The sequence below is a fragment of the Methylophilus sp. genome, from assembly GCF_052437885.1.
Lineage (GTDB): Bacteria > Pseudomonadota > Gammaproteobacteria > Burkholderiales > Methylophilaceae > Methylophilus.
The window spans coordinates 176,524-191,486 of sequence record NZ_JBQVPB010000002.1; the positions used below are offsets into that span (position 1 = coordinate 176,524).

Here is a 14,963-nt window from a genome sequence, read left to right on the forward strand (position 1 = left end):
GCTCACTGGTTCACTCCCGAAAACCGCTCGACCACTTGCAGAAAAACATCCATTTCCAGCGGTTTCTGTATCCAGGTGACAGTGAAAGGCAGCGCCTCGAACTGTTGCTCGCCGTAGCCGGAGCAGATCAGGATGGCGATGGCAGGATGCGCCGTATTGGCCGCGCGGGCCAGCTCTATGCCGGACATGCCAGGCAGGCTGATATCGGTGATCAGCAGCTCGATATCGGCTTGCTGGTGCATAGCCGCCAGGGCCTGCTGTGCCTCGCAGGCAGTGACGATGTCATGGCCATGCATTTGCAGCATTTCGACCAGGATCTCGCGCGTATCGACATCATCTTCTACCAGCAGGATCTTCATGCCGCGACACTCTTGAGCGGCAGGCGCAATATAAAGGTGCTGCCGCGGTTCTTCTGGCTGATGACGCTGATCTCGCCGGCGTGCGCTTCGGCCAGTTTTCTGGAAATATACAGGCCCAGGCCCAAACCGGCTTTCACTTCGTTGTCACCGCTGCGTTCAAAGGCTTCGAATATCTTTTTCTGCTCATGCTCGTCTATGCCTACGCCCTGGTCTGCCACCTTGATCACGGCATGCCCGCCCTCCATGGTCAGCGAGACATGCACAGGCTTGCCCTTGCCGTAACGCACAGCGTTGGTGAGCAAGTTGATGATGATCTGCTCTATGCGGAAAGCATCCCAGTGGCCTTCGACTTCGCTGTCTATCTGCAGCACGAACTCTACCTCAGCCTCTTTGGCGAACGGCGTCAGGTCTTCAGCCAGTTGCCTGACCAGCAGCGACAGATTGGCGCCCTGCGGCTGTATGGAAAGTTTGCCATTCTTGATACGCGAAACATCCAGCATATCCTCTATCAGGCGCATCATGCTTTTGAGCTGACGCTCGCTACGGCCCAGCATCTTCTGCAGATTCTCGGGCGTGAATATGGCTAAATTATTTTTCGCCAGTTGCGATAGCCTGACCTGCACTTCAAGAAACAGGGTGTTCAGCGGGGTCCTCATCTCGTGCGCCACCAGCGACATAAACTCCTCACGCATATTCAGTGAATGTTGCAATTCTGCCTGTGTCGCCTGCAGCTGCTGCAGCAGACATTCCTGCTCTTTGCGGCTTTCTTCCAGCGCCCTGACCTGGTTTTCAAACGCGGTGCGATGGCGGAACAGCTCGACAAACACATTGGCCTTGCTTTTGACTGCGTTGATATCCAGAGGTTTATACAAGACATCGACCGCGCCGGCGCCATAGCCCTTGAAAGCGTAGTTGAGTTCCATGCCGGCCGCAGTGACAAACACGATAGGGACATGCTTGGTTTTTTCGGTGCCCCGCATCAGTTCGGCCAGCTGAAAGCCGTCCATCTCCGGCATTTCAACATCGACCATCGCCAGGGCAAAGTCATGTTCCAGCAACAGTTCCAGTGCATCCAGGCCAGAGCGGGCCTGCATGATCACCCGGTCGGGCGCGCGCAAAATGGCATCCAGCGCCCGCAGGTTCTCGCTCAGGTCATCAACGATCAACACTTTTATTTTTTCGTTACTGTATGGCATGCATATCCCCAAGTCGCAGCAACATGTTCTTAATTTCGGTCAATCCTTGAATCAAGTCCGGCGTTTGTAATTTTATGGCTTCCTTCGGCATAGTACCCGATTTTGCTTCTAGCGGCGCCTGCACTATGGTGACGCCGCCATGCTGCTTGATGCTCTTCATACCCAGCGCGCCATCGAGGTTGGCCCCGGTGAGCAGTATGCCCAGCAAGCCACTGCCATAAGCCTGGGCAGCGGTTTGCATCATCAGGTCTATCGATGGCCGCGAGTAATTGACCGGCATCTCGCAACTGAGCGAGAAGGTCGCATCCTGTTCAACCAGCAAGTGGTAGCCGGCCGGGGCAAAATACAGGCTGCCCGGCTGTATGGCCGCCTTGTCTTCGGCATCCTGCACCTTGATGCGCGTCCATTGCTGAAATACTTCTGCCAGGTGGCTGTCATGGTTATCCGGCATATGGATGACGCAGATGATAGGCAAGGGGTAATCAGGCGGCAGCGGGCAGAATATATGCATCATGGCTTCTATGCCACCGGCAGAGGTGCCAACGACGATGGCCTGGATAGCCTGTAACCTTTCATCTGCCAGTGGCTGGTTCATTATTCACAGCTTCCTGAACAGTTTGTCTTTTTTCACCACTGCTTCAAACAGGTGTGAACAGGTAGAAAAATCCAGGCTTTCTTTATGACCCAGCCCGAGAAAACCACGCCGGCACAAGGACTCGTAAAACAGATTGTAGGCGCGACCCTGCAATGCCTTGTTGAAATAGATCACCACGTTGCGGCAAGAGACAAAATGCGTTTCGGAAAACACCGAATCTGTGGCCAGACTGTGGTCAGAGAAGGTGATCTTTTCGGCCAGGCCTTTATCGAACAGCGCGCCGCCATAAGCGCCGGTGTAATAATGTTCCAGCGAGCGTTTGCCGCCGGCTGCCTGGTAGTTGTCGCCATATAGCGCCATGCGTTCCAGCGGGAACACGCCTTTTTTGGCTTTTTCCAGCGACACCGGGTTGATGTCGGTGGCGTAAATGATACTGCGCTCCAGCAGGCCTTCTTCCTGCAGCAATATCGCCAGCGAATAGGCTTCTTCGCCAGTGCTGCAGCCTGCCACCCAGATTTTCAGCGAAGGATAGGTCTTGAGCACCGGCACCACCTGCTCGCGTATGGACAGGAAGTAGGACGGGTCACGGAACATTTCACTGACCGGGATAGTGAGGTATTGCAGCAACTGCATGAACACGGCCGGGTCATGCAGCACCTGCGACTGCAACTCGGAAATAGTCTGGCATTTCAGCGCCGTGATGCCCTGCTCTATACGGCGTTTTTGCGAGGCTTTGGAGTAATCCCTGAAGTCGTAGTTGTACTTGAGATAGATGGCATCTATCAGCAACTTGACCTCTATTTCGGCGTCTTGCAACTGCATGTTTACAGGCGCTCCAGGTTAGGCATCCAGATGCGCAACAGCGATTGCAGGCGGTCTATATCCACCGGTTTGGCCAGGTAATCACTGGCACCCGCTTTCATACACAGTTCCTGGTCGTCTTTCATGGCTTTGGCGGTGAGCGCGATGATAGGCAAACGCGTGTATCTGGCATCTTTTCTGATCTCGCGCATGGCTTCGTAGCCATCCATTTCCGGCATCATGATATCCATGAGTACCAGGTCTATATCATCCAGCGCCTGCAATTTTTCTATCGCTTCACGGCCATTGCGCGCGATATCCACATTAAGGCCCTTGTGTTCCAGCACCTTGGTCAGGGCGAATATATTGCGCACATCATCATCCACCAGCAGTATTTTGCGGCCCTCAAACACGCGGTCGCGGCTGCGTATGGTTTTGAGCATGGACTGGTGCTCGGCCGACAGTTGCGACTCGACCTTGTGCAGGAACAGCGTGACTTCGTCCAGCAGGCGTTCTGGCGACCTGGCGCCTTTGATGATGATGGAGTTGGAGTATTTGCGTAGCTCCATCTCTTCTTCACGGGTCAGGTTGCGGCCGGTATAAACGATGACAGGCGGGAAAGAAAGGATATGTTCGCTGGACATGCGCTGTAACAGCTGGTTGCCTTTCATGTCCGGCAGTTTCAGGTCTATGATCATGCAGTCGAACACCTGCTGGTGCAGTTGCTGCAAAGCCTGTTCGCCAAGCTCAACGGCGACGATCTCTATATCTTCATCAGACAGCAACTGGATCACACTCTGCCGCTGTCTGGCATCGTCTTCCACCACCAGCACACGTTTGATCTGCTGGGTATATTTTTCTTCCAGTTTGAGGAATACTTCTTTTAACTCATCGCGCGATTTCGGTTTCACCGCATAGCCGATGGCGCCCAGTTGCAGCGCGGCATCCTGCTGCTCGGTCGCCGACAGCGCATGCACCGGGATATGCCTGGTTTCAGGGTCTTCTTTCAACTGCTGTAACACGGTCAGGCCTGAGGCATCCGGCAGGCGGATATCCAGCAGGATAGCCTGTGGCTTGAACGCTTTTGCCAGCCGCAAGCCCTGCGCGGCGGTGTGCGCCACCAGGCAGCTATATTGCATCTCATGCGAGATGTCATACAGTATCCTGGCGAAATCGGTCTCGTCTTCTATGATGAGCACCAGTCGGTTGGCATGCTGGATATTGTCCCTGTCATCAGCAAACGCCGGCGTAGCCAACGCTTCTGGTTCCTGCAGTTTAGGCGGCGCAGCTGGCGGCATGACCACTGGCCTGATCTCGACGGCTGGCTCCTGCGTTGCGATCACGGCGCTGATTTCCAGCGGACAGGTCAGGGTGAATATGCTGCCAGTGCCTGGTGTGCTTTCCACTGTCAGCTCACCACCCAGCAATCTGGCCAGGTCACGCGAGATAGACAGGCCCAGCCCGGTACCGCCATATTTGCGGCTGATGGAGCCATCGGCCTGGTGGAAGGCTTCAAAGATGTTTTCCAGCTGATCGCTGTTTATGCCTATGCCGCTGTCCCGCACGCTGAAAGCGATCTGGCCGTTGGCTGCGGCGTCTATAGAAAACGCGACTTCGCCGGCCTGGGTGAATTTGAAAGCATTGGAGAGCAGGTTTTTCAATATCTGCTCCAGCCTGAATTTATCGGTGGTGATATGCGCAGGCGCCTGCTTGCCGACGGCGATGTTGAACTGTAATTTCTTTTCCCTCGCCTGTGCGTCAAAACTCATTTTCATGGCATCAGCGATGCTCTGCACACTGACCGGCAACAGGTTGAGCTCCAGCTTGCCTGCCTCGACCTTGGAAATATCCAGGATATCGTTGATCAGGTTGAGCAGGTCATTGCCGGAAGCATAGATGGTCTCCGCAAACGAGACCTGCTCCTGGTCCAGGTTACCCTGGGCGTTATCCGCCAGCAGTTTGGAAAGGATGAGCGCGCTGTTCAGCGGCGTGCGCAGCTCGTGCGACATATTGGCCAGGAACTCGGATTTGTACTGGCTGGATTTCTGCAATTCCTGGGCTTTTTTCTCCAGAGCCTGCTGCGCCAGCATCAGCGAATCATTACGCTGGTCTATCAGCATCGCCTGATGCGCCAGTTGCTCATTGGTCTGTTCCAGTTCGGCTTTCTGGTTTTCCAGCATGGAGTGCGATTCTTCGAGGATGGTGGACTGCTCTTCCAGCTCCTCATTCGCGGTTTTGAGTTCTTCCTGCTGTACCTGCAACTCTTCGTTGAGCTGCTGCACTTCGGCATAGGCACTTTGCAGTTTTTGCTTGGCGATGGTGGCCTCTATCGCCGAGCCCAGGTTGCTGGCAATAAACTCCAGCAAGGCCATGTCTTTGGCCGGGATAGCGTCGATAAAGCCCAGTTCCATCACCGAATTGACGTGTCCTTCGCTTTTGAGCGGGATGATGGCCACACCGTTGGCGCGGGCCGAACCGAGCGCAGAACTGATACTGAGGTAGGTTTCCGGCAGGTCGGTCAGCTGCATGATCTTGCCGCTCAGCGCTGCCTGGCCGGCCAGGCCTTCGTGTTTGGGCAGGTGGCGCTGCAGGTGGTCGGGATTATCTTTATAGCCATAGGTGGCGAACAGGCTCAGCGTGCCATCTTCCTTGTATTCGTAAATGGCGCCGACCTGCATATTCACATATCTGGACAGGATAGCCAGCGCAGCGTTGCCCAGCTCAGGCAAGGCCAGCTGGCCCAGGCCGCTTTGCACGATCTCTGCCTGCCCTTCGCGCATGCGCGATTGCTCCTGCAGATACTGGCCGTGCTCTTCCTGCTTTTTGAGGATGGCGTTATAGTTGCCGGAAAGCCCCATCAGGTCTCTGCGCCCCAGCAATGCCAGTAACGCACTCACCAGCAGGCTGATCACCAGGAAGGCGATCACACTGGTGGTCGTGGTACTGATGGCCTTGTCGTTCCTTTCCTGTAGTAGGCGTTGCTCGGTTTCCAGCGCCAGGCTCAGCTCTTTCCTTAATTCGTCGAACTGCATCTTGCCGCGTTGCGACCTGACTGAGGATAAATAATCCTGCTTGCTCCGGCGCATCTCTATCATGTTTTGCGCATACTCATCCCACTGCGTGATCTGGCTCTTGAGCTTGCGGACACGATTCACCTGGTAATCGTTATCCGACACCAGGCCGACCAGGCTATCCAGTTCAGCCTGCACCAGCGGCCGCGCCACCTGGTAGGGCGTCAGAAAGCTCTCATCGCCGGTGAGCAGGTAGCCGCGCATGCCAGACTCCATATCGGTAGACAGTTTGGCCGATTCATTGAGCTTGCCTATGACTTTCTGCGTGTGTTCCACCCAGTTTAGCGCAGCCAGCAGGTTGTATATCAACACCACGAAGATCAGCGCGCTCAGCACACCCAGTGCCAAAGGTAAGGTGACATTGCGGGTCAGTATCCTGCGAAAACCGATTTGATCTACTTGCTGCTGGTCAGTCATTACTATCCCTGAAAATTTGTCTGCTAAACCTGATAAAGATACCGTAGATAACCGGGGATGGCTAGACCAAGCCAGCATTTGGCTGGTAAAGATTGGTTTGCTGGCGGTTATGCAAGGATAATGGTAAGTTCCTCCTACAAAACAGCTGCTGGGCGGGCAGACTGGCGGTAGCCCGCTGGCCGTTGTTGCTGCTCTCGCCGTAAGATGTTGACAGCAACGCTATCTATGGTAATTTCCACTTAGCCACTGCAGCTATTTGCAAGTGTTGCAGGCTGCCAGCGCATCTGCGGCAGGCAACCACCCAACCCCAGATAAAGCAACTCTATATAAAACAACCATAGATAAAGGTTTTAATGAATACCTCGCACTTTCTTTTCCAGGCCGCCATCTACCTGTCGGCCGCCATTATCCTGGTGCCGCTGTTCAAGCGGCTGGGCCTGGGCTCGGTGCTGGGCTACCTGATCGCCGGCATACTGATAGGCCCTTCAGCTTTAAAACTGATCGCCGACCCTGAGCATGTGCTGCACTTTGCCGAGTTTGGCGTGGTGCTGATGCTGTTCCTGATCGGCCTGGAGCTGGAATCACAAAAAGTATGGGAGTTACGCAAGTTGTTATTTGGCCTGGGTGGCATACAGGTCACGCTGACCATACTGCTGGTGACAGTAATCGCTCACACTCTGGCTTTCAGCTGGAGCGAGGCGCTGATCATAGGCATGGGTGTCGCCATGTCATCCACCGCCATCGGCCTCACCGCGCTGATCGAAAAAAAGCAGTTGCATACTTCTGGCGGGCAAGCCGCATTCGCCACCCTGCTGTTTCAGGATCTGTCGGTGATCCCGCTGTTCATGCTGCTGGCTTTTCTGGCGCCTAACCGTTCTGCCTCCAGCTTTGACTTGCTGGCCGTGACTGAGGCGATTGCCGTGATCGTTGCCATCGTGCTGGCCAGCCGCACCATACTGCGGCCTATCATGCGCATGATCGCGCAAACCGGCGTGCGCGAGATCTTTGTCGCTTTTTCCCTGCTGCTGGTGATAGGCATCTCGCTGGCCATGGAATCGGTGGGTTTATCCATGGCACTGGGTACTTTTCTCGCTGGCGTACTGTTGGCCGATTCGGAATATCGCTATGAGTTGCGCCTGGACATAGAGCCGGTCAAAGGCCTGTTATTAGGGCTGTTTTTTATCGCCGTCGGCATGACAGTGGACCTGAACCTGGTCGCCAACCAGCCGCTGCTGATCTTCGGCTTTGCCCTGCTGATCGTCGCCATCAAGATAGCGGTGCTGATGGGCCTGGGCTGGCTGTTCAAATACCCGTTGCGCGACAAACTGTTGTTCGGCGTTTCCATCTCGCAGATAGGCGAATTCGCTTTTGTCATCTTTGGCCTGGCCCTGGCGCAGGGTTCTATCCCGCGCGAGACCTACAATATCCTCAACGCCATCGTGGCGGTCTCCATGCTGACCACGCCTATACTGCTGTTGCTGTATGAGCGTTTTCTCAGCCTGCAATGCAGTGAACGGCCCAAAGATGCCATCCCGGAGAATAATGCTGTCATCATTGCCGGCTTCGGCCGTTTCGGCCAGATCGTTGGCCGGGTGCTGGTCGCCAAAGGTATCACGCCTACCCTGATCGATAACGACCCCAATCAGGTCGACCTTATGCGCGAGTTTGGCTGGCGTTGTTATTACGGTGATGCGTCGCGACTGGATCTGCTCGAAGAAGCAGGCATCGCCGAGGCCAAGCTGCTGGTGATCGCCGTCAATGACTCTGCCGCTGCGCTGGAAATGGCAAAACTGGTCAAAGAGCGCTGGCCTGGCGTGGCCATGGTCGCACGCGCCAGAAGCAGGACCGACGCCTTTGACTTGCGTGAGCTGGATCTGAACCCGATACGGGAAACCTTTTATTCTTCACTCGAAGCGGCCAGGCAGTCATTGCTGGCCATAGGTGAAACCGCCAGTTCGGCGGCAAAGATAGTCGCGCAATTTGAAAAGCACGATCTGGATCAACTGGAAGCCACGTTGAAGATACGCCACGACCGCAAAGCGATCTCCAGCCTGATGGAACAGGGCCGCCAGGATCTGAAAACCTTGCTCGAGCTGGAAAGCCCCAACCCCGAGGCGTAAGAATATTCCTACAAACTAAATCGTATCTGCCCTATAAATTTATTCATTTAATGCCGTTAACCTTCATATATAGCGCATAGGCCAAACACTGATCATTCGGTTTTGGCCTGCCGGAAAAGAACAGTGGCTGTTACGGCAGCCATTCCTTTTGTCTCCTATCCCGAAGTAAGGCCTGAGCATGAAAATAGAATTTAAAAGATCAGAAGCGCAATCCAGCCTGGATTTTGTCTATATCAACAATGTATTCGCAGGCGAATTTATTTCGGATGAGGTCAATGCATCGTTTCTGTTTGTGCCTGCCGAGGGCGACCGCATACTGCTTTCACGTATTGCTTACGACCAGGCCTGCAAGCTTTTGAGCAGTGAATTGTCACAGATGTATAAATATCGTGGCGCCCTGGCAGCCTGACCCTGCTGTTTTTATTTCAGCAAAACCGCGCACTGCCTGTGCGCGCTGCAATCACAGATAAGCAGCTTGCTTATGCATGATCAGGCGCGCGTCAGCTCCCTGACCGCCAGTGTCAGGTCTGCCACCAGCTGCGCATAAGCCGGCTGTCTGCTGGCCTTGTCTGTTGTTTCAAATGCAGCGTCATCTACCACCAGTAACTGCACTCCCCCAGCCAATGGCAACCGTTCGCCGCGCCTGGCCTGCATATCCAACGCCATGCCTGTGAGCGCATGCGCGGCCACCCCACCCAAAGCGACTATCAGCTCAGGCTGCACAATGTTTATCTCGGCTTGCAACCACGGCAAGTAGGGGTCGATATCCTGCATGCCAGGCACGCCAGACACACGCCGCCTGCCTGCCAGCCTGAACTTGTAATGCTTGAGCACATGCGTGACATACACCTGGTCACGGGCGATGCCCGCGTCCTGTAATGCCTGGGTTAGCAAGCGATCTGCCGCGCCGGTAAAGGGCTGGCCGCTTAAATCATCCTGCTCGCCCGGTTGTGCCGCCACCAGCATCAGTCTGGCGGGGGCGAACCCGCTACCGAATACCGCTTGCGTGGCCTGTAGCGCCAGCGGCAGGTCAGTTTCAGCCAGCATGTGCTGGTTAAGCTGATGCAGAGCAGCAGCGGCTGCGCTGGCAGCTGGCGGCGGCAACACAGCAGCTGCGACATATTTGATGACCTTGCGTTGCGCTGTGGTCGGCTGAGCTACTATCATCTTTTCCATACGTTGCGAAGAACCCGCGATCAGCCCGGCGATCAGCGGTGCCTCTGGCAAATTGCGCCAGTATTTTTTCGGCATTTGCGCCAGCATGGCCGATACCTTGAGCCGTGCCGGGTTGAATATGCTGCGGTAGTACGAACGCCATAGATCCTCGCCTGCATCTTCAGTCGGTGCATCCGCCTTGCTGGCGCCCGGGCCGTAGCTGAGCGTTTCGCCATCCCAGTGCATGCAGATCGCCGGGGTGAGTATGGACCAGCGCATATTGGTAAAGCGCTCGGTGAAAAAGGCGGCCGACGCCTGCACGATATGCTGGCTGGGCTCGAACCAGGCAATGAATTCGGGTTCTCCGTTTTGCATTTCTATCTCGCGGAAGCGCACGAATGCTTTCATTTTATGCAGGTCACGGCGTACTGCTTTGACCATGGCTTGCGCCTTTGCCACATCAGGGTCAAATGCGATCTGTAACAGTTTTGGCTGCTGATTTAAACGCCACAACAGGCGATACAACAAGGCAAAGCGCGCTGGGTCACTATGCAGGATAGCCTTGCTGCACAGCGCGATAAATTCGCGCGGCACCTTGACTTGTGGTGTGAGGAATTGGGGTGTAGCGAGGAATTGGGGTGTGGCGAGTGACTGGGAAATAGCGTGACCTGGGTCTTTGCTGGATGGCTGGCTTTGCGCCGGCGCAAACTCGGGCAGATCAAACAGACCGCTGCTGTGTTCGCCTACCCGCCATTCGAGATTTTCAGGCGCGACCCCCTGTACCAGCAAAGCGCGCGCCGCAAGGCGCCAGCCTTCGAAATCAGTTTCATGTGCCAGGCGGACGGTCTGCATCTGGCTAAACCGGCTCAAACAAGCCGAACTGTTGTGGAGCGACCAGCGGCGGCGTATGCACCTGCTGTATGTGCTGCTTGAGATCTTGGTGGTCCAGGCTGCGTCCGGGGTGGTAGTCAGGCAGCATGACGAAAGGCAGCACCTTGTTCATAGACACGCGCAGGCGGGCCAGGTCGTCATGCCGTATGGCGCGCACCCTGCGGGCAGAGAGTATGCGGGCGACGCTGGTCACCCCCAGCCCCGGCACCCGCAACAGCATGGCTTTGGGTGCGCGGTTGAGGTCCACCGGGAACTGTTCTCTATGCTGTAGCGCCCAGGCCATTTTAGGGTCCAGGTCCAGATCCAGCATGCCATCCTGCCCGGTCACGATCTCGTCGGCCGCAAAACCATAAAAACGAAACAGCCAGTCGGCCTGGTATAACCGGTGCTCGCGCACCAACGGCGGCGCTTTCAGTGGCAGCATCTTGCTGGCATCGGGGATAGGACTGAAAGCCGAATAATAAACGCGGCGTAACTTGTAGGCGCCGTAAAGGTTGGCGCTGGTATGCAGAATGGCGCGGTCATCGGTGGCATCCGCGCCCACTATCATCTGCGTGCTCTGGCCGCCAGGCGCGAAACGCGGCGGCTTTTTACCAGTGAGCGTCTTGTCCTTGCTTTCGTCTATCCTCAGCCGCAGATGGCCCATGGAACGGCGTATGGCCTGGCCGTCCTTCTCCGGCGCCAGAGTGTGCAGGCTGGCAATGGTGGGCAACTCGACGTTGATACTGAGGCGGTCGGCATACAGGCCGGCCCGCGCCATCAGTTCCGGGCTGGCGTCGGGGATGGTCTTGAGATGGATGTAGCCACGGAAATCATGCACTTGACGCAGCAAGCGCGCGACTTCCACCACCTGCTCCATGGTGTAATCGGGGTTGCGGATGATGCCCGAACTCAGGAACAGCCCTTCAATATAATTGCGGCGGTAAAAGCTCAGGGTAAGGTCGACCACTTCCTGCACATTGAAGCGCGCGCGCGGCACATTGCTGCTGACGCGATTAACGCAATAGATGCAGTCATAAACGCAGAAATTGGTCAACAGTATCTTCAGCAGCGAGATACAGCGCCCGTCCGGCGCATAGCTGTGGCATATGCCCATGCCGGTGGTCGAGCCTATGCCTTTGCCGTCGCTGGAAGTGCGTTTGTCAGTCCCGCTGGAAGCGCATGAAGCATCATATTTGGCGGCATCAGCCAGTATTTCGAGTTTCTGCTTGAGTTGCATGTAGGTCTTTTAAAGTGTCTTTATATCGGCTACTTTGTGAATCGGCATCTAGAGAAATTGAGAGCACTGAAAGAAGGATCTCAAAAATATTTATTTATTGTAACAATAAAATTATTATTTTTGTTACAATAAAAATTATGAAAAAAGACGAATTGAAAATAGCAGGTAGAAAACCAGGTTCAGGTCGCAAAGTGGGGTCAGGTACTTTCCGCGAAGAGACCTCTGTTATCCGTGTGCCCAATAGCCAAAAGGCGGTCATTGCCGACTTTCTGGAAGCCTATGCCAGGAAACAGCGCCTGCATGAGCTAAAAGATAATCTGGATTCGGTGGATGCATTCGCGCAACCTTTATTAGCCGCTGAAAGCATCAGCCTGCCCTTGTATCAATCCAAGGTGCCGGCCGGTCTGCCCTCAGCGGCTGACAGTGATATCGAAGAACAGCTGGACCTCTACCAATACCTGATCTCCAATACAGACGACACCTTTTTCATCACCATACAGGGTGAGTCCATGATAGAAGTCGGCCTGATGCCTGGCGATAAAGCCATCGTACAAAAGCGCAAGCAGCCGGCTCTGGGCGATATCGTGCTGGCCATGATAGATGGCGAATTCACCGTGAAAACCCTGGCCAAACAAGCTAACGGCCTGCCCAAACTATTACCTGCGAACTCTTCCGGCAAATACAGCCCCATCCTGATACTAAGCAGGATGGAGTTTCAAATCTGGGGTGTAGTCACAGGCTCTTTCAGGAAATTTTGATCATGACACGTAAAAACATCATCTCGACCAGCTGGGCCAATGGCGTTTGCCGCGCCAACGATATCAACATCAATTACCTGAGGACAGGCGGCAACAAGCCTCCTCTGATCGCCCTGCATGGCCTGGCAGGCAGTGGCGCCTGCTGGTCACAACTGGCGCGTGCACTGGAGAAAGATTACGACGTCATCATGCCGGACGCCAGAGGCCATGGCTTATCCAGCGCGCCAGCGCATGGCTATACCTATCAGGACCATGCCAATGATGTCATCGCACTTATCCGCACCCTGGGCATTAAATCGCCGTATCTGCTGGGGCACTCCATGGGTGGCATGACTGCGGCCATGGTCGCGAGCCGTCTTGGCTTTGCCATCAGCGGCATCATCCTGGCAGACCCGACCTTTATCAGCCCGGAATGGCAGGATGAAGTGTATGAAAGTGGTGTGGTTGAACAACACCAGCAGATATTGAGCTCGACCAAGGAAGCCTTGTTTAAGGAAGCCAAAGCAAAATACCGCTATCGCTCGTCCGAGCTGCTGGAACATATCATCCAGGCAAGGCTACAAACCAGCGTTAAGGCGTTTGATGTGCTGATCCCGCCTAACCCCGAGTTTGATGAGCTGATCCGCAATATCTATGTACCGACCTTGCTGGTGCTGGGCAGCGAAGGCATAGTCTCTACCGACACCGCGCTGGAGTTACATAAACTCAACCCTGAGCTGCAGTATAAATTGATCCCGGATGCCGGGCACGGGCTGCCCTATGATGAACCGGCACGCCTGGCTGCCGCTGTGGATGCTTTCCTGCGGCCGGTGGCAGCGTCTGCGCAACGCTTTACCAGCCGCCGCAACGTGAGCAGCTTTACAGCTTCTTATTCCTATTAGTGCGAACCCCGAGCAGGCAGCCTGAGCGCCTGCTCAGGGGTGCTGCGCTAGCAGTCACAGTCTGAAATATTGCGATATAAGTTGACTGGCCTCTATCAGTCACTGCCTCTGCGCTGCCAGCCTGGTAGCCGTTAAGAATGGGATCGCTGCTGCCACCTATCCCGCCAAAAAACCTCATCACTAGCCCGGTTTTTATATTTCATTTACAGCTGGCAGATGAAATCTATGCAAAAAATTTACCTTTTTTCTTGAACAATGCACACTTCAAATAGTGATTCATATGTTTAAGGGTATCGCGTGTATAAATCCATCATTCATTGTTGTGTACTGGTGCTGCCATGTCTGGCGAATGTGAGCTACGCGGAAGAGCTGCAGGACTTCAGAGCCGCCAGCTTCAAGGTCAGTGGTTATCTGGAGTCTTATTACAGCAAGGACTTCAATGATCCTGCTCGGCAAAAAAGGCCCTCATTTATCTACAGCTATAACCAGGATGACAGCCTGCAGATCAACCTCGCCCTGATCCGGGCTGATTTCAGCAGCAGCCATTTCAGGGCGCACCTGGGTGTTGCCTCCGGCACTTATATGCAGGCTAACTATGCAGCCGAGACACGCCGTTTGCAGCATCTGTATGAAGCCAATGTCGGGGTTAAACTTTCAGACCAGCATGATGTTTGGCTGGATGTAGGTGTGATGCCTGCGCATATTGGTTTTGAGAGTGCTATTGGTGCTGAAAACTGGACTTTGACCCGTAGCATGATGGCAGACAACTCGCCCTATTTCGAAACGGGTGCCCGGCTTGCTTACACCAGCACAGATGGCAAGTGGTACGTCAGCGGTCTGTTGCTGAATGGCTGGCAAAGGATACACAGGCCGGATGGCAATACCACGCCGGCGCTGGGCCACCAGATCACCTACCGGCCAAACGAAAGATTGACTATCAATAGCAGCTCATTCATAGGCAATGACAAATCAGATGCTGATCGCCAGATGCGTTATTTCCATAATCTTTATGCACAACTACAACTGAATGACGACTGGTCTATGCTGGCAGCCCTGGATGTAGGCGCGGAACAAAGACTGGATGACAGGGGCCGCTACAATGTCTGGTATTCGCCTAATCTGATCTTCAGGTATCGTTATTCCGATCGATTGAGTTTTGCTGCCCGCGCCGAGTACTATCAGGACAAGCAAGGGGTGATTGTCAGCACGGAGACGCCTGATGGCTTCAAGACCCAGGGCTATTCAGTCAATATGGATTATCAACTCTATCATTCAGTACTACTCAGAACTGAGCTACGCCAGTTCATCAGCAGCGAGCGCATTTTTCTCAAACATGATAATGACTTTTCCAGCCGCAGCCTGATGGCCACCACTGCCCTCGCTATCAGTTTCTAAGCAAACCCTCCCTACTCCCCCGGTTTTTGCGGCTGACGTATTTATAACTTTTTTATACGTCAGCTTTTTTTCATTACGACTTCTTTATTTCTCCAAGCGTAAGCT

Annotated in this window: 12 protein-coding genes; 5 read left to right on the forward strand and 7 right to left on the reverse strand. The window is 54.5% G+C overall.

What is annotated here, in order from left to right; all coding sequences use genetic code 11:
* Positions 1-2 precede the first annotated feature (2 nt).
* Genes ACT6RZ_RS02675 through ACT6RZ_RS02695 form a run of 5 tightly spaced genes read right to left on the reverse strand, consistent with a single transcriptional unit; the run spans position 3 to position 6,439 of the window.
* Positions 3-359, reverse strand: a complete 357-nt coding sequence (locus ACT6RZ_RS02675) for a response regulator (protein WP_444700648.1) — start codon at positions 357-359, stop codon at positions 3-5.
* Positions 356-1,555 carry a hybrid sensor histidine kinase/response regulator gene (locus ACT6RZ_RS02680; protein ID WP_444700649.1) on the reverse strand — a complete coding sequence of 400 codons (1,200 nt, stop codon included), beginning with the start codon at positions 1,553-1,555 and terminating at the stop codon, positions 356-358. Before ACT6RZ_RS02680 ends, ACT6RZ_RS02675 begins: the two co-directional genes overlap by 4 nt.
* Positions 1,542-2,150, reverse strand: coding sequence for a chemotaxis protein CheB (locus tag ACT6RZ_RS02685; protein ID WP_444700650.1), 609 nt, complete (start codon positions 2,148-2,150; stop codon positions 1,542-1,544). Before ACT6RZ_RS02685 ends, ACT6RZ_RS02680 begins: the two co-directional genes overlap by 14 nt.
* Before the next feature lie 3 nt (positions 2,151-2,153).
* Positions 2,154-2,972 carry a CheR family methyltransferase gene (locus tag ACT6RZ_RS02690; RefSeq protein ID WP_444700651.1) on the reverse strand — a complete coding sequence of 273 codons (819 nt, stop codon included), beginning with the start codon at positions 2,970-2,972 and terminating at the stop codon, positions 2,154-2,156.
* Positions 2,973-2,974: 2 nt separating this feature from the next.
* Entirely contained in the window at positions 2,975-6,439 is a 3,465-nt protein-coding gene (locus ACT6RZ_RS02695; RefSeq protein WP_444700652.1) for a response regulator, read from the reverse strand.
* Between the two features lie 353 nt (positions 6,440-6,792).
* On the opposite strand from ACT6RZ_RS02695, the gene ACT6RZ_RS02700 reads away from it, so the two are divergent.
* Together ACT6RZ_RS02700 and ACT6RZ_RS02705 are read left to right on the forward strand one after the other, a co-directional pair.
* Entirely contained in the window at positions 6,793-8,559 is a 1,767-nt protein-coding gene (locus tag ACT6RZ_RS02700; RefSeq protein WP_444700653.1) for a monovalent cation:proton antiporter-2 (CPA2) family protein, read from the forward strand.
* Positions 8,560-8,737: 178 nt separating this feature from the next.
* Positions 8,738-8,968 carry a hypothetical protein gene (locus ACT6RZ_RS02705; RefSeq protein WP_444700654.1) on the forward strand — a complete coding sequence of 77 codons (231 nt, stop codon included), beginning with the start codon at positions 8,738-8,740 and terminating at the stop codon, positions 8,966-8,968.
* Between the two features lie 80 nt (positions 8,969-9,048).
* Here ACT6RZ_RS02705 and ACT6RZ_RS02710 read toward each other — a convergent pair whose 3' ends face one another.
* Both ACT6RZ_RS02710 and ACT6RZ_RS02715 read right to left on the reverse strand, forming a co-directional pair.
* Positions 9,049-10,566: a TIGR03915 family putative DNA repair protein gene (locus tag ACT6RZ_RS02710; protein WP_444700655.1), complete on the reverse strand. Its 1,518-nt coding sequence runs from the start codon at positions 10,564-10,566 to the stop codon at positions 9,049-9,051.
* A 4-nt stretch (positions 10,567-10,570) separates the two neighbouring features.
* Positions 10,571-11,824, reverse strand: coding sequence for a putative DNA modification/repair radical SAM protein (locus tag ACT6RZ_RS02715; RefSeq protein ID WP_444700656.1), 1,254 nt, complete (start codon positions 11,822-11,824; stop codon positions 10,571-10,573).
* A gap of 137 nt (positions 11,825-11,961) precedes the next feature.
* Here ACT6RZ_RS02715 and ACT6RZ_RS02720 point away from each other — a divergent pair, with 137 nt between their 5' ends.
* The 3 genes from ACT6RZ_RS02720 (at position 11,962) to ACT6RZ_RS02730 (ending at position 14,858) form a co-directional block, all read left to right on the forward strand.
* Positions 11,962-12,582, forward strand: a complete 621-nt coding sequence (locus ACT6RZ_RS02720; RefSeq protein WP_444700657.1) for a LexA family protein — start codon at positions 11,962-11,964, stop codon at positions 12,580-12,582.
* 2 nt (positions 12,583-12,584) lie between these two features.
* On the forward strand, positions 12,585-13,463 hold the full coding sequence (locus ACT6RZ_RS02725) for an alpha/beta fold hydrolase (RefSeq protein ID WP_444700658.1): 879 nt from the start codon (positions 12,585-12,587) through the stop codon (positions 13,461-13,463).
* 297 nt (positions 13,464-13,760) lie between these two features.
* On the forward strand, positions 13,761-14,858 hold the full coding sequence (locus ACT6RZ_RS02730) for a porin (RefSeq protein ID WP_444700659.1): 1,098 nt from the start codon (positions 13,761-13,763) through the stop codon (positions 14,856-14,858).
* Positions 14,859-14,963 lie beyond the last annotated feature (105 nt).